Genomic DNA, 21817 nt, shown 5'->3' with positions numbered 1-21817 from the left:
GGCCTCGATCAGGGTGACTTGCCCATTACAATGCATCACCCTCAACCCTGCGGATACTGTAAGAAATACCAGTTTTACCAACGCATTCGTACACCCAGGCTGCCAATCAACCCATTCAAATCATTGTCGTCCACGTCGCTGCTGTAGTCGGCGCTGACGTACAGGCTCACGGTCGGGGTGACCCTGGCGACCAGACCCAGGCCCAGTTCGACGGTCGAGGACTTGCGGCTGCTGCTGATCTTGTCGACCTGATCGAGGGTCACGGTATTGCCGGTGTACACGGTGTGCCACAAGTTGGTCCGCACGTAGGGTTCGACCGGCATCCCGCTGATGTCGTAACTGCCTTTCAAGTGCGCACCGACCCGGCCGCTCCACGAAGTCAGGTCGGAGGAAGACGCGTTGCCCGAGCCGGCATACGGGGTGTCCAGGGTGATGCGCTGATTGATCAATTGCGCCTGGGGTTCAATCACCCAGTTTTCACCCAGACCGATAGGGAAGCCGCTTGAACTGGCCTAATGATCCCGGACACCTCTTAAGGGCGATATGATTCGTCCAATCAGGAGGTTCCATGCAAGAACGAAAGACCTACACCCGCGAGTTCAAGCAACGTGCTGCGAGCATGGTTCTTGATGACAACTGCTCAATTACTGATGTCTGTGCGTCGATGGATGTCGGCCCTACGGCTCTGCGCCGCTGGGTTGATCAGGTTCGCAAAGAGCGTCAGAAAGGCCAGCCACTAGCCGGTACCAAGGCCATCAGCGACGAACAGCGAGAGCTCCAACAGCTGCGAGCCAAGGTCAAGCGTCTGGAGACCGAGGCTGAAATCTTAAAAAAGGCTACGGCTCTCTTGATGTCGGATCCCGATCGTTTTTCCTGATCGAGGAGCTGAGGGAGTCAGGCTCGTATCCGACTAGCCTGCTTTGCAGTGCGCTGAACGTATCCCGTAGCGCGTTTTACGACTGGCTTCGCCGCCGTTCAGCGCCGAATACCAAGCGTGACGTGCTCAGAGCCAAAGTCGTGCAATTGCATATTGAAAGCCGGGGAAGCGTAGGCGCGAGAATGCTCTCTGAGCATTTGAAGGCCCAGCAGCTCAAGGTAGGACGGTATCTGGCCGGAAAACTCATGGAGGAGGCAAATCTGGCCAGCCGACAGCGCCGCAGGCATCAGTATCGCTCCAGAGGCGTCGAAGCTTTTGTGGTCAAGAACCTGCTCGAGCGCAACTTCGAGCCGACCTCAATAAACCAGGTCTGGTGCGGCGACGTTACCAGCTTGTTGGTCGCAAAGCGCTGGTACCACCTGGCAGTCGTGATTGATCTGTTCGCCCGCCGGATCGTTGGTTGGGCGTTTTCTCTGATCAATGACGCCAACCTGGTTAGCAGGGCGTTGAGAATGGCGGTGGGGGTTCGAGGCAAGCATACGGGCTTGATGTTTCATTCAGATCAAGGCTGCCAATACACCAGCCAGCGCTTCCAGTCCGAGCTGCTTGAGCACGGGATAACGCAAAGCATGAGCCGCAGAGGGCAATGCTGGGACAACGCTCCAACGGAGCGATTCTTTGGGACACTCAAGTCAGAGTGGGTACCCACCAAGGGCTACAAGGAAATTGAAGAAGCCAGGCGAGATATGACCAGCTTCTTCATGCGATACAACCGAATTAGGCTCCATAGCTACAACAAATACCTGTCGCCGATAGCCATGGAGCAGCAGGCGGCTTGATCACCGTAAATGGTGTCCGGCAAAACTTGACCAGAACAGCCTTCCACCGACAGCGTCATCGCGCTGCCCTCGGTGGCTCTTCGGGTCCCTTGTTCGTTGCGGCTGAATCCGTTGACCCGGCCACCGCTGGCGGTCAGGTCAACGTGCCAGCCTTGTGGGCCGGTCAGGCTCCAATAGGCGCCGAGGCTTTGCCCCCGGAGGTTGAGCGTGTCGTGGTTGGGGTCGGACATCGCCGGGGTGATCGGCGCGCCCTTGTTGTTGAGCTGGTACTGACTCGTGCCGCCGACCAGACCGACCCTTTGCGTATGGCCGCTGGCACTTTGCAGGGTGAGGATCGCCGGGCCTTTGAGTTCGTGGGTGCCGGGAACGGTCATTCCCTGGGAAAGGTAATCGGCTTGTGCCTGGCGGGAGGGCTGGCCGTAGAGTTGGTCCCAGGCCGTGGGCGCGGCGTCTTCGGTGGTCAGGCTGGAACTGCGCAGATCGGGATGAGCGTTGAATTGACCGGGCCAGGTTGCTGCAAGGCCGGGCAGACCGAGTGTCGGGATGTCCTGGCGATACCACGGTGTTGTTTCCTGCTCGGCAGTGGCGGCGAGCAATTCAATGGAGGAACACAGCAGAAGTGAACTCGATACGGTGCAAAAAGTGACTTTGATTTCTTGCGAGGTGAGGGGGATGTTCATGGAGGCCTACCTTGCAGTTGCATGTGGTATCTCGCTCTGGCGTCTCTCCTACCCCGAATGAGGGGCGACCGAATGGATTAGGGCTCGCTATGGGCTGCCCGTTTTTACGGGGGGCTTGAGGCTGGTCCTGATGGTGATTCCGGGGGTAGTACGTGAAGTCAAGAAGACCGAAACGGTCGCGTCAAGAAGATGATCGATAAGTGGTAACGGTCAAGCAATAGATTTATGGGTTTTCTGTAAGTTGTTGTTTTTTCAAAGAAACGTGAAAAAAGGCCATGGGGTAGAGCGGTTTCAACTCCTCACCACTGCACCCGAATCCCCACGTTACCGAATGTCCCCCGTTGTTGGTTGCTGTCGATATTGCTGGTGTAGTCCAGTCCGGCGTACACGCTGACCGAGGCGGCAACGCTCAGCACCATGCCGATGCCGAGGTCGGCGGACGTGGCTCGTTGTTGGGTTTCGATCTGGTCGACATGATCAAAGGTGACCGTATCGGTACCGGTAAAGGTGTGCCAGATATTGGCCCGCAGATAGGGCTCCAGCGGCCGTCCACTGACTTCGTAGCGACCCTTGATACGTGCGCCGACACGGCCGGTCCAGGCGCTGTCGGAATCGAACGAGACATGGGAAATGCCGTCGTCCTGGCTGTCGAGTTTGACCTTCTGATATATCGCCTGAGCCTGAGGTTCGACCACCCAGTTGCCAGCCACGGTGATCGGGTAGCCGACTTCTGCCGATAACGTCGTTACGTGGCCGTCGTTGTCGATCTTCAGGCCACTTTCGGAACGGTTGTCGCCATTGAGCCAGGTGTACATGGCCACGGCATCGAAATAGGCGCCGGCGGGATCGGTGAGGGTCCAGTACACGCCAAGGCTGTCGCCTTTCAGCTCGACGTTGCCGGAGCGCTTGCCTTCGAAGCCCTGATTGAAACCGTCGACATCACCTTGCAGGCGACTGTGGCCGATGAAGAAGCCGCTGCGCTGGGTTTGCCCACCCGCCAGTTGCGAACTGAACAGGTCATTGCCGACCTGGAAGCCATTGAGCGAGCCGTCCAGTCTTGGTGTGACGGTGCCGGCCCAGGTCTGCTCAAGGTTCTTGCCGTAAACCCGCCCCCAACCTGCACCCAGGGCCCCGGTTTCCGTCAGCAGACGCTGATCGCCTTGACGGTCATGAAAGGTACCCAGTGCTGTCAGGGTCAATTGTGCTGCAGCCGGCGGCACCACCGACCAGGCAGGCACTGCCTCGCGATACAGGGGGATCGGTGCTGCGCCGGGTACGGCGGCCGGTAGCACTGCAGCTTTGAGCGTCACGACGCCTCCAGCGCCTTGAACCCCGGTAGCCACGACCACAGGCGCGGCGACCGGCACTGCCACGATGGGTTCCAGCGTCGGCGGCAAGGCGGGATCCGGGTTGGCAACGGCAACCACGGGCGGCGCCACCACCGAGGAGCGCAAATACCAACTGTTTTCGCTGCCCGGTGTGATGCCGCCTTTGAACAGGCGGTAATCGAAGGCACCCACCGACACCGGGGCTTTGAGGGCGAACGCGGTGTTGTCGCTGACCGCCGTGCCTTGGGCCTGTACCAGCTGGATACCGTTTTGCCGGGTCAGGGCACCCGCGCCGCCAACGTTGGTGACGCCGATCAGGGTGCTGCCGGTCAGCGTTCCATTGTTGACCACCAGCCTGTCGCTGGGGGAGCTGTCATCGCCCACTGTGCTTTGCAAGAGCAACTGACCGCCGTTACCCACGTAATTGCCTTCAACCGTCAGGGTGTCGTTAGTACGCGAGTTACCGCTGGCAAGGTCGATGACCCCGCTGTTGTTCAAGGTGGCGAGCCGGCCCGCGGTCAAAGACGTGATGCTGCCCCGGATTGACGTCAGCATACTGCTGCCATCGACGTTGAACACGCCCGTACCGCTGGTGTCGTCCCCCAGTTGAAAGTTGCCATCCACATCGAAGCGCGAACCGTTGCCCAGGTTGACGGTTTCCCAGTTGATATACCGGGCAGCGCCCGATGAAGTGGTGTGATCGAAGGTCAGCAGGTCATTGCCATTGCCACCATTGATGATCGGGGTCGGGGCGAGGGTGCTTTCGGTCAGATTGCGCAAAGTGACGCGATCATTGTCTGCCCCCAGCAGGACTTGCGAGCGGATGATCCCGCCGCCATCCCACACCAGCGTGTCATCGCCGTTGCCGGCGCGAATCTCGCCGACGATTTCTCCGCCGGTGATCGTGATGCTGTCATTGCCGTTGCTGACACTGATGTTGCCGCCGATACGCCCCCCGGAGAAGATGATCTTATCGGTACCCAAACCGGTCACCAGGTTGCCGAGGATCTGCCCACCGGACATATCGAAGATATTGTTATCGAGTTTCATGTCGACGCGGCCGATGGTACCGCCGGTCATCCTGGCCACGTCGCCATCTTCGAAGGCGCCGACGATGGTGCCGCCGATCATCAGGAAGGTATCGCGGCCGTCGCCTTGGGCCAGGGACTGAAGGCCCCCATCGGACATGATGAAGTCATCGATGCCGCTACCCTGGCTGATCGCTCCGACCACAGTGCCCGAGGCTATGTTCACAGCGTCGGCGCCGGCACCGAAGGTCACGTTGCCGTTGATCCTGCCGGTGCCATTGGCGGGGAAGGTCAGGGTGTTATTGCCGGACAAGTCGGTCAACGGTCCGCTGGTGCCGCTGTCGCAGAGGAAGTTGTCGTTGCCGGCGGTAGGGGCGAGTGTGCAGGCAGCGAAGGCGGGTAAGGGCCAGCCCATGCATAAGAAAATTGAAATGGCACAGGTGCTGTGACGGTTATTGAGCAGGTCGGAAAACTTCATACAAATCTCCCGCGTTTGGATTGGCAGCTTTATGCCGCTCGCGATTAACGGTGACGCATTGGACGCACCTGTAGCGTGAGTTGCGAGACTGCATCGAAAGGCAACTGACCTTGGGGCCGCGCCGATAACTGTGAAACGAGTGAGCGCTAGGCTGCAGAGGTCAAGTTAAACGGTAACAGCAGCTTTTGAATGTCGCTACTGTCATAAATGACAGTTGACAATTTAAGGTGGCTTTCTCCATGGTCAATTTTCGGATTACTCTGTGAGCAAGATTTCAGGTGTCATCGAAAAAGTTTTTGAATAGACGCTAGTATCCCGGTTCTCCGTCGTTGCGTTGGCAGGGGACTTCTGGGCGACTCGAAAGCAGCGTCGTTGGCAGCAGCCTCTCCCAAATTGCCCGGATTTCTTTCGGTGGAAACTACGGGAGCAGGCTGCACATGTATTAGAAAGCTGACTTTGTTTTCAGAGGAAAATTTTTCAACCTTGGTAGCCATCAAACCGAAGTCACTCAGTATTCTTTGGGTGGATTTTCCATTTGGTGTCTTTTTCATAAAGGTTTGAAGCATTTCGTTACTTCCGCTTTTAAGGCGTTTAGTTGCTTTTAGTGTTTCCTTATTGATGACGTTGCTTCTGGTAATGCGGGAGGGAAGGTGACCAAAGAAGTTTTGTTCTCGAGCTATTTTTGTGTACTGAAATCTTGTCATTTCATTTGCGTAGTAATCCGTTGTTTTAGGGTTCCGAAAGTTGTGCATGAATTGCCAGTGATCTCGTTGGAATATGTTGTGAAAGTTATCAGAAATAAACGACGAGTTTATGCCGTATTTCAATATTATTTGATGGGTAAAATTTTTTTCGATGAAATTCATGTGATTTTTTACTGCTTCGCTATCTGAGTCAAAGCGTTCTTCTAAGTGCTGGTCGTAATAGGAGATGTTTGGTTCTGCGTTTTGTCGGCCTGACGTTAATGGTCGATGCGGATTTGTTGTTGATGTGCGCCCAAGGCCATTTTCATCAAAAAAAGCCACGGGATTATTTTTCACCATCAAATATCGATTCAACCCATCCACATTCCCCGCCGGATCCGGACTCATCCACCGTTGCAACCACGGTGCGTAATATCGATGGCCATAGTAATAAAGCCCGGTGGCATCCCGTTCCTTGCCTGAATAACGACGTACCTTGTATTTCGCCTCCAATGCACTGCTGCCAGCCCACCATGCTGTTCCACCAAACGGGTAAAAACCTTCCTGATTCAACAGCCTGGCATTTTCATCCAGCTCCAATGTGCAGGAGCCGAGCAGGTCACCGAGGCTGAACCGCAGTTGATCATTCATTACGTCCTTTGGCGGATGTTCTGCCCAATGCATCATCCGGATCTGGCTATGTCCCGCATCAGCTGTAATGACATGTCGTTCTTCACCGCGTGTGGCGTCGAGGTGAATTTCCAGCCCCGGCAAATAGCGTGTGTCGGCAAGTAAGGTGCGACGGCCTGTGTAGGTGATGCGCGCCTTACGCAGGCGTTGGCCGCGAGGGCCATAAATGTAGCGCTCATGGTCATCAGGTCCGTCCTCGCGCTTGACCATGGTGACCTCACTCAACTGTTGACGACCGTCCCACTGGATGAACTGGCCACGTTGCAGTTGTCGTTGATTGCCGCAGGGGTCGAACCCATTGACGATGTCCTCCTCGTCGAGTCGTTCTCCGTCCGCTTGCAGCGCAAGGCTGCGGTTGCTGGTGCGCGAGGTTTTCATGCTGAAGGTCGGTGCACCGGAGTGGTGGCGAGTGAACAGGTTGCCGGCGGCATCGTAGTCGAAGGTTTGTGTGTAATGGGTCAGTTGATTCGGGTCCAGCGGAGTGGGCAGCATTGCCGGAAGTGCGGGACCGTAAGTGGCGGGCATCACTTGTCTGCCACTGGCTTCGACCAGTTGGTAAAGGCTGTCGTAACGATAACGGTTGATCGGCTCGACCCGCTGGTTTTTGAAAAAAACCACGGGCTGTGCCTTGTCTTCCAAATGAAGGATGTTGCCGACCGGATCGTAGCGGTAGTGCAGGTCCTGGAGTGGAGGGCTACCGGGCACGGCGCTCACCCGTTGCATCGGACGGCCATCTTCGACGGCATACCAAATTCGGGTAAGTACACCATTGCCAGCCGTTTCACTGTCTATCTGTCCGGCGGCGTTGTAATGAATGTCGCTGACCAATAGGCGAGGTTCTTGTCCGGTACTTGCTAGCTGCAACCGGGTTTCCTTGAGCTGGCCGGCTACCGAATAAGTAAATTTCCGCTGGTTGCCTTTGGCATCGGTCAGGCTTTGTGGATCGCCGGCGGCGGTGTAGCTCCGAGTGGAAACAAAAGACTCGCCAACTTCCAGCAATGCCTCGCGCAGTTGAATGTCGAGCGGCCAGTCCGGCGTATCAAGGCTGCCGAGAAACTGCCTGGTTTCCATCCGTATTTCGCCGTGAACGGCATACTCGTTCAAATGCTGACTGCCGGCACCATCATCGTGACGTACCCGTCGACCGCATTGGTTGTGTGCCGCCCATTCACGGCTAGCCATACCGTAGGTGAATCGCTCGATGACTCGAGGTGGCTCACCGGCCAACCCTTCACGGATGGCAACCGGACGCTGAAGTCGATCGAATTCTGATTGATGGCAAGTGCCACGACTGTCCCAACGACACAGAATGGATTGGGCGTCATTCGGTAAACTCAACTGCCAACCGGCATCGACACTGTCACTCAATAGCGTCTGGTCCGAAAGGCTGAAGATCGTCGCGAGGTTGGGTGCAGGAGCGTTGCCCCAAAGGCGCGGATCCCACTGCGCCACCAGTCGTGCGGCAGTGTCGAATACTTGACGGGTGATCCGGGTGTCAAGGGGCTGATCCACCTGCTGTCGGCAGTACGCTACTTCACGTACGGTCAAGCCACGCGCGTCCGTGACCGTCAATGTTGGCGTATCCCTGTGGTGAAGCGCCCGGTAAGTCATCGCGGTACTTCGCTACCTGCCCAATGCCCGGAATCCAGCATGCCTGTCAAACAGGGAGCGCGATACTGTAAGAACTAACAGTTCTGGCGATTCAAAGATGCACTTCCACCGCCAACGGCAAATGGTCGGAAAGGTGCGTCCACGGCTTGTTCCCGAGTATTTTCGGCTCATGGCTGCTGGCATTGCGCAGGTAGACGCGATCCAGGCGCAACAGGGGGAACCGCGCGGGGTAGGTTTTGGCCGGGCGGCCATGGTGGCGCTCGAAGGCTTCGTGCAGGTAGTCGCGGCGGGCAAGGGCGGCATTGCCTTGCATCTGCCAGTCGTTGAAGTCGCCGGCAATGATCACCGGCGCATCATCCGGCAGGGACTCGAGGAGCTGGCAGAGCAACTGCAATTGCAGCTGACGATGGCTTTCCAGCAGGCTGAGGTGCACGCAGATGGCATGCACTTCGCTGTGCCCCGGCACGTCCAGCACGCAGTGCAGCAAACCGCGGCGTTCCGGGCCGGTAATGGAGACATCCAGGTTGCGGTATTCGCGGATCGGGTATTTCGACAGCAGGGCATTGCCATGGTGACCGTCGGGATAGACGGCATTGCGCCCATAGGCGAAGTCGCTCCACATGCTGTCGGCAAGGAACTCATATTGCGACGTCTGTGGCCAATCGTTGTAGCGGGAGGAGTGGCGGTCGTGCTCGCCGACCACTTCCTGCAGAAACACCAGGTCCGCCGACGTACTGCGCACGGCTTCACGCAGCTCGGGCAGGATGAAGCGCCGGTTGAGCGCGGTAAATCCCTTGTGGGTGTTGACCGTCAGCACGCGCAGTCGGTGGATGTCCGGGGGAGTACTCAACGGCACCGATTCAGCTGATTGCCGCTTGGAATGACTGGCCACGTTCGCTCCTGTGATTGGGGGTTGCCTATGCATGCGACTGACGCATGGACGGGCAGTTCAGTTTGCCTTTAACGCCAATGCGCCAGATCTGACACTTTGCGGCGTAACCTCGGCGGCCAATGCCCCCTGTAGGAGCGAGCTTGCTCGCGATAAACCGGAGAACACCGCGGGGCGCCTGCCAACCAGCGTTATCGTTGACTTCCATCGCGAGCAAGCTCGCTCCTACAGAACGCCCAGTGGGCTTAGACGAAGACGATTTCATAAGGCAAACGGATGCGCTCCAGTAGCGTGCGCGGCAGTAACGGCGCAAGGCCGATGGCGGGTTCACCGTCGAGTTGGCTGGCGTAGGCGTGGGTGGCGTGGCTCTTGCGGGCGACGGTCCAGGCATCGAGGCGCACCTTGCGCGCACGATGCCAGGGGATCAGCTCCCGGTCCCGCGCCGGCCAGTGCCAGGCCCGGAACGGCACGTCGTTGTAGGTGGCTCCCACACTGGCCGCCGCCGTGGCACTGGCGCGGCCGACGGTGTCGTGGTCGACGTTGCCGTCTTCGCACCAGGTGCTGAACACCACATCACCCGGGCGCAGGTAGCGCCCGATGAATTGGGCGATCCGTTCTTCGTGTTCCCCCAGGGCGTTGTCGGTAAAACCGCCACGGATCCACTTCAGGCTGTGCATCGGCAAACCGAGTCGGCGTATGGCTTCCACACTTTCCTGGGGACGAAATACGCTGAGGCGTTTTTCCGACCACTGTCGAGAGCCGGGATGGCTGGCGCTGCCGTCGGTGATCGAGATCAATTGCAGCGGGTGGCCCAGGTTACTGAGCAATTGCAGCAGGCCGCCGCAGATCACGACTTCATCGCCGGGGTGCGGAGCAATGAGCACTGCGCGTGCACCGGCAGGCACCAGGGATTGGGTGTTGATGACCGCAATGCTGTCCAGTTGCGGGGCGCTGTTCCAGATCTGGGAGGGCAGGCTGGCTTCGCTGAGGGAAACGGATTTCATGGGTATTACGTCCTTGTGCTGCTTCGCCTTCAGTCGTGCACGGGACAAGCCCGGCCGACCCGTGAGGGCTGGTGGATAGCGAGGTGCGACAACCCCAACCCTGGATCGCCGCGAATCGAGTATTGCTCATGCAACGCTATTCGTCGCGTCGCGACCCCGGTCAAAATTATTTTTCCGCTCTGCGGCAGTCGCGTGCTGAATGCCTGGACCTCGCCGTCACTCCTCTTCCTCACGCTGCAACTCGAACAACAGCAATGAGCGGCCGGTAACCGAGTACTCGTGGCCGAACTCGAAGCGCTCCTGGCCACGGATCGACGGCTGGTTGGTGTCGATCATGCAGGTCCAGAAACCGCCGTCGGGCACTTCCGGCAGGCGGAAATTGACGATGTCGTGATGCGCGTTGACCACCAGCATCAGCGTTGCGTCGGCGCCTTTGCGGCGAATGCCGGTTTCCTGGGCGCGGCCATCGAGCAGCATGCCCAGGCAGCGGTTGTGCGCATCGTGCCAATGTTTGGTGGTCATTTCCGTGCCGTCCGGCGCCATCCAGGTCACGTCCTTGACGCCGATGTCCTCGTTGTAGTTACCCACCAGAAAACGCCCGCGGCGCAGGATCGGGTAGGTCAGGCGCAACTTGATCAGGCGTTTGACGAACTTGAGCAGGGCCTTGCCGTCTTCGCTGAGGTCCCAGTTGACCCAGCCGATCTCGCTGTCCTGGCAATACGCATTGTTGTTGCCGTCCTGGGTGCGGGCGAACTCGTCGCCGGCCACCAGCATCGGCGTGCCCTGGGCCAGCAGCAGGGTGGCGAAGAAGTTGCGCATCTGCCGATGGCGCAGCGCGTTGATCTCGGGATCATCGGTGGGGCCTTCGACACCGTGGTTCCAGGACAGGTTGTTGTTGCTGCCGTCCTGATTGTTTTCATCGTTGGCCTCGTTGTGCTTGTCGTTGTACGACACCAGGTCGTTGAGGGTGAAGCCGTCATGGGCGGTGACGAAGTTCAGCGACGAGTAGGGGCGGCGCCCCCGTTCATTGAACATATCCCCCGAAGCGGTCAGGCGGCTGGCGAAGTCCGCCAGTTGACCGTCGTCGCCCTTCCAGAACGCGCGCACGGTGTCGCGAAACTTGTCGTTCCACTCGACCCAGCCCGGCGGAAAATTGCCGACCTGGTAACCGCCGGGGCCACAGTCCCAGGGTTCGGAGATCAGCTTGACCTGGCGCAGCACCGGGTCCTGGCGGCAGGCTACGAGGAAACTGTGGCGCTCATCGAAACCGCCGTGATAGCGCCCGAGTATGGTTGCCAGGTCGAAGCGGAAGCCGTCCACGTGCATTTCCGACGCCCAGTAGCGCAGGGAGTCGGTGACCATTTGCAGCACGCACGGATGACTCAGGTCCAGGGTGTTGCCGGTGCCGGAATCGTTGATATAGAAGCGTTTGTCATCGGGCATCAGGCGGTAGTAGGACGCGTTGTCGATGCCGCGCATGGACAGGGTCGGGCCTTGCTCGTTGCCTTCGGCGGTGTGGTTGTAGACCACGTCGAGGATCACTTCCAGATTCGCTTCGTGCAGGTGCGCGACCATTTCCTTGAACTCGGCAATCTTGCCACTGGCCAGGTAACGCGGGTCGGGGGCGAAGAACGCAATGCTGTTGTAGCCCCAGTAATTGGTCATGCCCTTGTGCAGCAAATGCTGGTCGTTGACGAATGCGTGGATCGGCAGCAACTCCACGGTCGACACGCCGAGCTTGCGGATGTGCTCCAGCACGTCATCGACCATCAGCCCGGCAAAGGTTCCGCGCAGGTTTTCCGGGACCGAAGGGTGACGCATGCTGAAGCCGCGCACATGGGTTTCATAAATGATCGTCTTGTCCCACGGTACGCTGACGCGGTGGTCGTGGCCCCAGGTGTGCGCCGGGTCGATGACCTTGCACTTGGGCACGAAGGGCGCGCTGTCACGTTCATCGAAGCTGAGGTCGGCGTCGGGGTGGCCGATGGTGTAGCCGAACAGCGCTTCGGACCATTTCAACTTGCCGACCAGTTGTTTGGCGTAGGGGTCGATCAGCAGTTTGTTGGGGTTGAAGCGATGACCGTTGGCCGGGTCGTACGGACCGTAGACGCGATAGCCGTAAATCAACCCGGGATGAGCGTCGGGCAGGTAGCCGTGGAAGATCTCGTCGGTGTATTCGGGCAGTTCGATGCGTTCGAGCTCCACCTCGCCGCTGTCGTCGAACAGGCACAGTTCAACTCGGGTGGCGTGGGCGGAAAACAGGGCGAAGTTGACTCCCAGTCCGTCCCAGGTGGCACCCAGCGGGAAGGGCAGGCCTTCACGGATTCGCGTGGTTTCAGCGCGGGGGGCTGGCGCGGGGGCTTTCTTTGGGCTGGTCATTAGTGCTCCTGCAAACGGGAGTTACCTGTAGGAGCGAGCTTGCTCGCGAAGGCGGTGTGTCAGGCAACATCAATGCTGGATGTGATGGCCTCTTCGCGGGCAAGCCCGCTCCCACAGTGTTTGGTGGTGTGGCTGCAATCTGTGGCAACGCACAGGTCCCTGTGGGAGCGGCGGTGCGACGATTCGACTTGCCCGCGAAGGGGCCTCAGACATATTCAAACCGCGGGCGGTTTTCGTGGTGCTCGAGGCTTTTTCTCGACGGCCTTTTCTCCCGGCGGGATCACTTTTGAAGCCGCCGCCGGTTTGGCTTTGGCTTTCGGCGCGGCGGTCTTGCCATTGAGTGTCTTGTCCGGGGCGATTTTGGCGTCGCCGGTTTTCTTCGGCGCTGCCTTGCTGGCGGCGGACTTCGCAGGCTTTTTCGGGGCCAGGGCTTCGGCTTCCGCCAGTTTGCACGCCATCTCCCAGTGGCGGGCTTCCTGACCTTCGGGTTTTCCTTCGGACTCCCAGATCTGATAGGCGAATTCGCGGATGCGTTTATCGTCGGTACTCATTGCAATGCTCCTGAACTGAACTCAAGTGTGGTGAGTTTGAATAATGAGATTGACCGGGAAATCCCCCAGCGCGGCGCTGATCAGCAGCTCTCTGTGTTTTGTGACTGTGAGGCCGGTAAAAAGTCCCTTCAGATGTTCGTCGGCAACGGTGAACGGCAGTTTGACCCGGGTATCGCCCCACAGCGGCGCGTGGACCAGGGGTACGGCACTGTTTTCCAGCAGTTCGGCACAGCGTATCGGCACAATCACAATGGCGCGTTCTCCCTCCCGTTCGCGGACAAAACCCAGCACTCGATGGGCCTCGCTGCCCAGCACTTCCAGGGCCTGGTAAGTGCCACGCCGAAACAGCTCGGCATGTTCGGCACGCAGACCCAGGGTGCGCGCAATCAGGGCTTGCTTGATGCGCCCGTCCTGCCAGTTCGACAGCAGGTCCGGCAGGTCCACCGCGTGCTGCAGTGCCTGCTGGCGGCCGGCGAAATCGACGGGGCGACGGTTGTCCGGGTCGACCAGGCTGAAGTCCCAGAAATCGTTGCCCTGATACAAATCCGGCACGCCGGGCACGGTCATGCGCAGCAAGGTTTGCGCCAAACCGTTAAGAGCGCCGGGGGCGGCAATTGATCGGGCCGCCTTGGCGAGGGCCGCACGCAGCAGCTCACCTTCGGGGCTGAGCAACAGGCGCTGGATAAAGTCCTCGGTCGCTTGCTCGTAAGCGTCATTGGGCGTGTTCCAGCTGCTTTGCAGCTTGGCTTCGCGCAGGGCCTTGCGCTGCCATTGCCAGAGGCGTTTGGCGTAGTCCTCGAGCGCCGGCGGATTATCGATACCCAACTCCAGCGGCCAACTGCCGAGGATCGCCTGGTACAGAATCAGCTCATCGCCCGCCGACGGCACTTGATCGTCCTGGCGCAATGGCCGGGCAAGGGCGCGCCACAGGCCGACCTGCTCGCTGTACCAGCCGCTGCGCTCGCTCAGTACCGCCAGCCGCGCGCGTGAGTCTTCGCCACGCTTGTGGTCGTGGGTGGCGCTGGCCAGGAGATTGTCCGGGAAGGTTTCAAGGCGCTCGATGCAGGCCCGATGAAAGTCGGCCACCGGCGCACTGAACTGCCCGGTGCTGAACCCCACGTCATTGCGCGAAAGCAGGACGGCCGAACGATAGAACGCGGTGTCTTCCACCGCTTTCGCCGCGGCTGGCGAGGTCAGTTGCTGGAAACGTACGCAGGCGTGCTTGAGGCGTTTGCGCTGGCGACCGGCCGGGCGTTGCCGCCAGGGCTCGCCACCGAGCCAGCCGGCCAGGCAGTCGAGCACCGGCCAGTCTGCCTCGCCCAGTGTCTGGCGGGCGCCGTCCATGGCCTGCTGGAAAAACGCCTCGCCCTGGCCTGTCCGGCCGAGGGGGCTGATGTAGGTGCGGTACACCGGGAAATGCACGATCAGCGCCTGCAAGGCCCGGCGAATCGCACCGAGGGTCAGGTCGCGGCTCATGAGATTGTCCCGGGCCACTTGCAGCAAGGCCTGGGCGACGCTTTCGAAATCGCCGGCCAGGGAGCCGTTGAGGATTTGCTGGCGGGCCAGTTGTGCTTCCAGGGAGAAGTCAGCGGGCCGCTCACTGTGGCGCTGCCAGAGTTCGGCCAGTGTCTGCGCGCCCCGTGGGTCGTGTTGCAGCAGTGACAGTTGGTTCATGAATTCATAACCGGTGGTGCCGTCCACCGACCAGTCGCGATGCAGGGTCTCGCCTTCGCCGAGGATTTTTTCGACATAGATGGGCAGATGGCGGCCCGCGCACAGACTGTCGACCCGGCGCCGCAGCTTTCGGCAGTAGCCCCGCGGGTCGGCGAGGCCGTCGATGTGGTCGATGCGCAACCCGTCGATCAGCCCCTCGGCCACCAGTTGGAAGATCTTCGCGTGGGTGGCTTCGAACACCGCGGGACGCTCGACGCGCAGTCCGCCGAGTTCATTGATATCAAAGAAGCGTCGCCAGTTGATGTCATCGGCGGCCGTGCGCCAGCTGGCGAGGCGATAGCTCTGGCGCTCCAGCAGGTTGTGCAGGCGCTGAAAGCCTTCGTGGGTCACTGAGTCGTAGTGCTTCAGGTGCCGGTCAATGGCTTGAGCAATAAGCGGATCGCTGACCAGATCGCGCAGTTCCGCTTTCAACGGTATGGCCAGGCTGTGGGCGTCGGACTGATAGCTCAGGGTGCTGAAGCGATCGGCCAGGTTTTTCAGTTGTTTGGCCTGCTCCGTATCGAGCGCTGCATCGGTCTTGAGCAGTTCGCCGTAATCCCAGGGGCAAATGGGGAAGCGGTGTTCGTAATGCTCGACATGGAAGCTGCCGTGCCAGGCATCGAAGTGCAAGGGCAGGGTGCCGTCCTGCAACGCCACGCCGTAATCGCTGCCCAGGAACGGCAGGAGCAACTGGCCTTCCATCAACGGATCGGGAGAGTGCCACTGGATGTCGAAAAACTCGCCGTAGGGACTCAGGCGTCCCCACTCCAACAGATCCAGCCACCAGGGATTGTCAGCACCGCCGACCGCCATGTGGTTGGACACAATGTCGAGGATCAACCCCATGTCCTGCCCGTGCAAGGCGTTGACCAGGTTGCGCAGCGCCACTTCGCCGCCCAGTTCCGGGTTGACCCGGGTCGGGTCCACCACGTCATAGCCATGCATCGATCCGGCTCGGGCACGCAACAGCGGGGAGGCGTAGACATGGCTGATGCCCAGGCGTGCGAAATACGGCACCAGCGGCACTGCATCTTCCAGCGTGAAGCCTTTATGAAATTGCAGGCGCAGCGTCGCGCGCAGCGGGCGGGTCGGTTGTGGAGTCATCGGTCACGCTCGGCCGCCTGCAGTCGCGCACAGGCGAGCAGTTCCAGACGCCGCGCGGCATCCGGTCCGTCGAGCAGGGCTTCGCTGTAACCGGGCAGGCGGCGCGACCAGTTCGGGTGGGTGTCGATGGTGCCGGGCAGGTTGGCCTGTTGTTCCACGCCAAGGGCATCTTCCAGCGGCAACAGCACCAAGGGTGCCCGGGTATGACCGAGAAATCGCACGCTGGCGTCGAGCACCTGGTCGGTTTCGTGGGATTCTTCGCGGAAGTTCTGCGGGTCCTGGCTCAACGCCCGGCGCAGGCCCTCGCGCTCGCGCTCGCGATGCTGGCGCCATTCGATCTCACCGCTGGCGTCGACCATGCCGAGCCGGGCGTTCCAGTCGATATCGCGACCATGCCACCAGCCGTTGAGGGTCGGCAGGTCATGGGTGCTGGTGGTGGCCAGGGCGTTATCCGGCCAGTCGAGGATCGGCTTGAAGTGCGTGTTGTCCTGCTCGAACAGCAGTACCCGCATGCCGAGCATCGAACGGGCGATGAGTTTTTCCCGCAGGCCGTCCGGCACGGTGCCGAGGTCTTCGCCGAGGACGATGGCCTGGTGCCGATGGGATTCCAGGGTCAACAAGCGCAACAGGTCGTCCACCGGGTAATACAGGTAGGCGCCGTCGGCCGGCGGCGAGCCGTTGGGGATCACCCACAGCCGCTGCAGCCCCATGACGTGATCGATACGCAAGCCACCGCAGTGGGCGAAATTGGCCCGCAGCATTTCGATGAACGCTCGGAAACCATTGCGCACCAGGCCTTCAGGGGAGAATGCGGAAATCCCCCAGCCTTGGCCCGTGCGGTTGAGTATGTCCGGTGGCGCGCCGACGGTGAGGGACGTGAGCAGTTCGTCCTGACGGCTCCACGCCTGGCTGCCGCCGCCATCGGCACCGACGGCCAGGTCGGCGATCAGGCCGATGCTCATGCCGCTGGCGCGGGCGGCGGTTTGCGCGCGTTCCAGGCAACGGGTGATCAGCCACTGGCAGAAGGCGAAGAAGCCGATGCGCCCGGCATTCTCTTCGGCAAAAGCCGCCAGTTCGGCGCTGCGCGGGTTGCGCCAGGGTTCGGGCCACTGTCGCCAGTCGAGGCCTTCACCGCGGGCGGCACGTGCCTCCTGGATGGCTTCGAAGCGACAGTGGTTTTCCAGCGCTTCGCCGCCAGCGTGACGAAAACTGCTGAAGTCTTCGTGCAAGGGGTGTTCACCCTGGACGAAACCTTCGTACAGCGACTGCAACAGCCGATGCTTGGCTTCGGCGGCGGCCGGCCAGTCAATCAGCGCACGCTCTTCCAGCGCCTTGAGTTCAACGGCGAGCCCGGTGGCATCGATGGCGGTGCGCAGGGCGCGCTCGCCGAGAATGGTGCCGGGGGCGCAGTAAAGGCTGTTGAGAAACAAACGGCTGGACGGCGAATACGGGCTGTAGCGTTGGGTGTCATTGGAAAACATCGCATGCAAGGGGCTGATCGCCAGCGCCTCGGCGCCACGTTCACCGGCCACCCGGGCAAGGTCCTCCAGCGCCTGGGTGTCACCAAACCCGCCATCGCCGGGGCGGCGCAAGGCGTACAATTGCACGCTCAGGCCCCAGGCACGGGGGATCGGGTTATCCACGGCATCGGCGACGCTGTAACAACGGGATGGGGCCACCGCCAGGGTGAAGGTTTGTCCGTCGATGCTGACCTGCTGATAGCCGACCGGTACCAGCCCCGGCAGCTTTGCGTTGGCGTCCAGTTTCAGGTTGAGCCGCGAACCGTCTTCGAGGTGGATTTCGCAAGGGGTTTGAGGTGCAAAAAAACGCGCCAGATCCAGGCCTGTCCCGACATCGGCGGTCATCAATGGCGGCAAATGATGGGTCTGTTGCGCCGCCTGCAATTCCAGCAGGCTGGCGTCGATTTCCTGGGCACTGCCCGCCGGGTGGCCAAGGCCGATCAGCACATTGCGCAACACGGAGGGTGCGACTTTTTGCGGGCGGCCGTTGGCGTCGATCCAGTCGACCGCGAGGCCGGCACGGCTGGCCAGAATTTCCAGTTGCGCATCACTCATGGACGCTCTCCATACGAAGTGGCATAGGGGCTGCGGCGGCGAGGCTGACGAGCGCGCAATACGGGGCAAGGGTGCCCCGGTCCAGCAGATCGGCGCTCTGTGGCGGGTATTCGAACAACCGCGAGGCCCCAGTCTGTGAGGTGTGGACTACGGGCTTGTCGCTGAGGTTCAGGTCAATGCGCAGCTCGCTGCCATCGACCAGGCGCCAGGCGGCACTGACCGCGCCTTCGCCCAACACGTGAGCCCCCATAGCCTGCGTACCCGGCAAGCGGGGGATGAGGAGCCGGTGACGGATCTGCAACAGCCGGCAATACAGGTCGTGCATCTCTGTATGGCCGGTCGAAGGCAGGACAGGGCGGGATGCTGCAAACGTCTGCGGATCATTCGGGTCAGGAATGTGTTCGCGCAGGAGTGGGTCGGCAAACACGCTGAACGCCGCGAACTCGTTGCGCCGGCCGTCCCGTACCAATTTTGCCAATTCACCGTGATGGCTGGTGAAAAACAGGAAGGGTTGCTCGACGGCGAACTCGTCGCCCATGAACAGCAGCGGAATCATCGGCGACAACAGCAGCAACACCGTGGCGGCCCGCAGCGCTTGCGGGTGGGCGAGTTGATGCAGGCGCTCGCCGAAGGCCCGGTTGCCGATCTGGTCATGGTTCTGCAGGAACAGGATGAAGGCGCCAGGTGGCAAGTGCCCGCTGGGTTCACCGCGTGCCACGCCATGGCGATTGATATGACCCTGGAACACGAAACCCTGGCTCAGGCAGCGCGCCAGTTGTTCGGTGGGGTTGTGCGCGTAGTCGGCGTAATAGGCCTCGGTTTCGCCGGTCAGTAGCACATGCAGGGCATTGTGGCCGTCATCGTTCCACTGCGCGTCGTAACCCTGTTCGAGCAGACCGGCCTGGTTGTGTTCGTTCTCCACCATCAGCCACACATGTCGTGCCGGTCCCGTCTGCTGGCGCACCCGTTGCGCCAGTTCCTGGAGGAAATCCGGATCTTCGATGGCGTGCACCGCGTCCAGGCGCAAACCGTCGAAACGGTATTCGAGCAGCCACATCAAGGCGTTTTCGATGAAGAAGTCCCGTACTTCGCGGCGACGGAAGTCGATGGCCGCGCCCCACGGCGTCTGTTTGTCTTCGCGAAAAAAGCCCTTGGCATAACGATGCAGGTAATTGCCTTCCGGACCGAAGTGGTTGTAGACCACGTCGAGAATCACCGCCAGGCCATGACCGTGGGCGGTGTCGATCAAGTGCTTGAGCTGCTCGGGTGATCCGTATGAAGCCTGGGGCGCGTAGGGCAGGACGCCGTCATACCCCCAATTGCGCTCACCGGGAAACTGCGCGACGGGCATCAGTTCGATCGCGGTGACGCCCAGCTCGACCAGGCGCGCCAGATGCCGCTCGACGGCACTGAAGCCGCCGAGCGCACCAACGTGCAACTCGTAAATCACCGCTTCGTTCCACGGCCGTCCCGACCAGGCACTGTGTTGCCAGGCATAGGCCAGCGGATCGACCACCACACTGTGCCGGTCGATATCGCCGTCCTGAGCGCGGGAAGCCGGGTCGGGCACTTCCAGTTCGCCGTCGATGCTGTAGCGGTAACGCGAGCCCGCCGCGCATCGGATGTTGCTCACGAACCAGCCGTCGGCCTGGGGCAGCAACGGCAAGGACTGTCCATGTTCCAGTTCGACACTGACGTAAAACGCATCTGGCGCCCACAACGCGAATTGCGTGTGCTCTGCGTCCAGCATGATTGCGCCGTGGGGCCAGGTCTCAAGGGTCCGTAACGGCATCTTGAAAGCCTCTTACTGTTTGTTCGATTTCCCCAATGCTTTTGCCACAAGCTGTTCATAGAGTTCGGCGTAGGGTTCGACCGCCTTGCACCAGTTGAATGGCGCTGCCATGGCCCGGCAGCGCATGGCGTGCAGCAGGTCGGGGAAGGCGAACACCTTGAACGCGCGGCTCAGGGCTTCCTGGTAGCTCTGTACCGTTGATTCATCGAACAGGAAGCCGGTCACGCCGTTTTCGATGGTGTCGGCCAGGCCACCGGTATTGCGCGCCACCGGCAAGGAGCCGAAGCGCTGGGCGTACATCTGGCTCAGACCGCAAGGTTCGTAACGCGAAGGCATCAGCAAGAAGTCGCTGCCGGCGAACATGCGCCGGGCATCGGTTTCATTAAAGCCGATGCGCACGCCGATCTGCCCGGGGAAACGCAGGGCCAGTTCGCGCATCGACTGTTCTTCTTCCGGCTCGCCACGGCCGATGATCGCGATCTGGCCACCGGATTTGACGATGTACTCGGAGACCGCTTCGGTCAGGTCCAGGCCTTTCTGGTAGACCAGGCGCGACACCACGGCGAACAGCGGCCCTTCGGAGTCTTGCAGGCCGAACAGCTCGCGCACATGGGCGGCGTTCACTGCCTTGCCATCCCAATCGCCGATGCTGAACGGGCAGAACAGGTGCGGGTCGGTCGCCGCATCCCAGCTTTCATCGATGCCGTTGGGAATCCCGCTGAGCAGGCCTTGCTGGGTCTTGGCGGCGAGGAAACCGTCGAGTCCGCAGCCGAAATCCGGGGTGGTGATTTCCTGGGCGTAGGTCGCGCTGACGGTGGTGATGTGGCTCGAGTAGGCCATGCCGGCCTTGAGGAACGACATCTTGCCGTAGAACTCCATGCCTTCCTGTTGCAGCGCGTGATGGGGAATGCCCAGTTCGGGGCACGAGCCCAGGCTGGTCACGCCTTGATAAGCCAGGTTGTGAATGGTGAACAGGGTTGGTGTGCGCTGTCCACGCCAGTGCATGTAGGCCGGGGCCAGGCCAGCGGGCCAGTCGTGGGCGTGCACCAGGTCCGGGCACCAGTGGATTTGCGCGAGGTTGGCGGCGATATCGGCCGCCGCCAGGCCCAGGCGGGCGAAACGGATATGGTTGTCCGGCCAGTCGCGGCCGTTGTTGGCGCCGTAGGGTGAACCTTCGCGCTCATAGAGTTCGGGGCAGATCAGTACGTAGATGACCAGACCATCGGGCATGTCCATGCGCCCGATCTTGCACGGAGGCAACGCGGCATGACCGCCGAGCTCACCGATGATATGAATGGGGTTCTCGCTGTGCAGCACTTGCGGGTAACCCGGGATCAACACCCGCACATCGTGCAGGTGGGCCATGGCCCGAGGCAGCGCAGCGGATACGTCGCCCAGACCACCGGTTTTCACCAGGTCGGCAATTTCCGAGGTCACGAACAACACTTTCTTACGGTTCGGATTCTGGTGGGCTGCCGGGGTCAACGTCCTGGTGCCGGGCACGCTGACGGGTTGGGTGTTCGCGGCAGTTACGGCGCTCGATTCGCCGACCTGATGAGCACGCTCTCCCTGTATTTCCAAAGCCGTACTGATCATATGAATCTCCCGTGCTGTTGATCTAATTCTTAGGTCTGGCAAACGGTGTTTCATGGCCAATTCCCGTGGCCGGGCGCGAAAGCGCTGCGCATCAGTGAGCAAGCGCTGCCCGATGCGTCGAAGCAAAAGGGGTGAATGAGCCGTTGCAAAGATTGCACCAGTCGCAACGCACCTTCTTGTCAGAGGACCGATCGGGAATGGAAAAAGTTTCGACTGTTTTTCCACTTTATGACCAATCGGTTTCGCTTTGAGAAAATGAGTCTAGGCCAGAACTTAGAGCGGTAAAGGGCAGATGGCAAAATTGTTCGACAATTGGTTTGTAACGGTACGGACGTGCCTGATCGAGGTGCAAACGCCCCGACGAAGTGCATGTTTTTTTGCGTTTTGGCTTCAAAAAGTCACCGGGCGGTCACATGAATGTGCGACGTGATCGAGCGGTTGCGCACCAATGTGGTGCTCGCGCTAAGTCCCGGATTTGGCTGAACCACTGCCTTACTGCC

General features: G+C 60.5%; 12 protein-coding genes and 2 pseudogenes. 2 read left to right on the top strand and 12 right to left on the bottom strand.

Annotation, left to right across the window (positions count from 1 at the left end; all coding sequences use genetic code 11):
• Positions 1-74 precede the first annotated feature (74 nt).
• Positions 75-500 (bottom strand): annotated as a pseudogene (locus AB7M25_RS16650) (autotransporter outer membrane beta-barrel domain-containing protein); the annotation flags it as partial.
• A 68-nt stretch (positions 501-568) separates the two neighbouring features.
• Between AB7M25_RS16650 and AB7M25_RS16645 the strand changes: the two are divergent.
• On the top strand, positions 569-877 hold the full coding sequence (locus tag AB7M25_RS16645) for a transposase (RefSeq protein ID WP_007981026.1): 309 nt from the start codon (positions 569-571) through the stop codon (positions 875-877).
• Positions 874-1716: an IS3 family transposase gene (locus tag AB7M25_RS16640; RefSeq protein WP_429561740.1), complete on the top strand. Its 843-nt coding sequence runs from the start codon at positions 874-876 to the stop codon at positions 1714-1716. Before AB7M25_RS16645 ends, AB7M25_RS16640 begins: the two co-directional genes overlap by 4 nt.
• A gap of 38 nt (positions 1717-1754) precedes the next feature.
• Here the strand turns inward: AB7M25_RS16640 and AB7M25_RS16635 are convergent.
• The 11 genes and pseudogenes from AB7M25_RS16635 to glgA form a co-directional block, all read right to left on the bottom strand.
• Positions 1755-2396, bottom strand: a pseudogene (locus AB7M25_RS16635) (autotransporter outer membrane beta-barrel domain-containing protein); the annotation flags it as partial.
• A 299-nt stretch (positions 2397-2695) separates the two neighbouring features.
• Positions 2696-5230: an autotransporter family protein gene (locus AB7M25_RS16630; protein WP_429382293.1), complete on the bottom strand. Its 2535-nt coding sequence runs from the start codon at positions 5228-5230 to the stop codon at positions 2696-2698.
• A 281-nt stretch (positions 5231-5511) separates the two neighbouring features.
• Positions 5512-8151 (bottom strand): RHS repeat domain-containing protein, encoded by a 2640-nt coding sequence (locus AB7M25_RS16625; RefSeq protein WP_429382295.1) that lies wholly within the window; start codon positions 8149-8151, stop codon positions 5512-5514.
• 154 nt (positions 8152-8305) lie between these two features.
• The gene (locus AB7M25_RS16620; protein ID WP_429382297.1) at positions 8306-9106 is read right to left on the bottom strand and encodes an endonuclease/exonuclease/phosphatase family protein; all 801 of its coding nucleotides are present in this window, start codon (positions 9104-9106) and stop codon (positions 8306-8308) included.
• Positions 9107-9348: 242 nt separating this feature from the next.
• Positions 9349-10107, bottom strand: a complete 759-nt coding sequence (locus AB7M25_RS16615; RefSeq protein WP_454237664.1) for a PIG-L deacetylase family protein — start codon at positions 10105-10107, stop codon at positions 9349-9351.
• Positions 10108-10323: 216 nt separating this feature from the next.
• Positions 10324-12486, bottom strand: a complete 2163-nt coding sequence (gene glgX / locus AB7M25_RS16610) for a glycogen debranching protein GlgX (RefSeq protein ID WP_454237663.1) — start codon at positions 12484-12486, stop codon at positions 10324-10326.
• Positions 12487-12701: 215 nt separating this feature from the next.
• Positions 12702-13037, bottom strand: coding sequence for a DUF2934 domain-containing protein (locus tag AB7M25_RS16605; RefSeq protein WP_429382303.1), 336 nt, complete (start codon positions 13035-13037; stop codon positions 12702-12704).
• A 21-nt stretch (positions 13038-13058) separates the two neighbouring features.
• Positions 13059-15854 carry a malto-oligosyltrehalose synthase gene (locus AB7M25_RS16600; RefSeq protein WP_454237662.1) on the bottom strand — a complete coding sequence of 932 codons (2796 nt, stop codon included), beginning with the start codon at positions 15852-15854 and terminating at the stop codon, positions 13059-13061.
• On the bottom strand, positions 15851-17929 hold the full coding sequence (malQ, locus tag AB7M25_RS16595; RefSeq protein WP_454237661.1) for a 4-alpha-glucanotransferase: 2079 nt from the start codon (positions 17927-17929) through the stop codon (positions 15851-15853). Before malQ ends, AB7M25_RS16600 begins: the two co-directional genes overlap by 4 nt.
• A complete protein-coding gene (gene treZ / locus AB7M25_RS16590; RefSeq protein WP_429560802.1) occupies positions 17922-19721 on the bottom strand; it encodes a malto-oligosyltrehalose trehalohydrolase in 1800 nt (599 codons plus the stop codon). Before treZ ends, malQ begins: the two co-directional genes overlap by 8 nt.
• 12 nt (positions 19722-19733) lie before the next feature.
• On the bottom strand, positions 19734-21317 hold the full coding sequence (gene glgA / locus AB7M25_RS16585; protein ID WP_015095288.1) for a glycogen synthase GlgA: 1584 nt from the start codon (positions 21315-21317) through the stop codon (positions 19734-19736).
• Between the last annotated feature and the right edge of the window lie 500 nt (positions 21318-21817).

This window comes from Pseudomonas sp. AP3_22 TE3818, assembly GCF_053628995.1.
This window is presented reverse-complemented; position numbering and strand designations above follow the sequence as displayed.

Bases quoted from the DNA above. Each gene is read 5' to 3' on its own strand.
- AB7M25_RS16645 (WP_007981026.1), top strand. From the start codon at position 569: ATGCAAGAACGAAAGACCTACACCCGCGAGTTCAAGCAACGTGCTGCG.
- AB7M25_RS16630 (WP_429382293.1), bottom strand. From the start codon at position 5,230: ATGAAGTTTTCCGACCTGCTCAATAACCGTCACAGCACCTGTGCCATT.
- AB7M25_RS16615 (WP_454237664.1), bottom strand. From the start codon at position 10,107: ATGAAATCCGTTTCCCTCAGCGAAGCCAGCCTGCCCTCCCAGATCTGG.
- glgX (WP_454237663.1), bottom strand. From the start codon at position 12,486: ATGACCAGCCCAAAGAAAGCCCCCGCGCCAGCCCCCCGCGCTGAAACC.
- AB7M25_RS16605 (WP_429382303.1), bottom strand. From the start codon at position 13,037: ATGAGTACCGACGATAAACGCATCCGCGAATTCGCCTATCAGATCTGG.
- AB7M25_RS16600 (WP_454237662.1), bottom strand. From the start codon at position 15,854: ATGACTCCACAACCGACCCGCCCGCTGCGCGCGACGCTGCGCCTGCAA.
- malQ (WP_454237661.1), bottom strand. From the start codon at position 17,929: ATGAGTGATGCGCAACTGGAAATTCTGGCCAGCCGTGCCGGCCTCGCG.
- treZ (WP_429560802.1), bottom strand. From the start codon at position 19,721: ATGCCGTTACGGACCCTTGAGACCTGGCCCCACGGCGCAATCATGCTG.
- glgA (WP_015095288.1), bottom strand. From the start codon at position 21,317: ATGATCAGTACGGCTTTGGAAATACAGGGAGAGCGTGCTCATCAGGTC.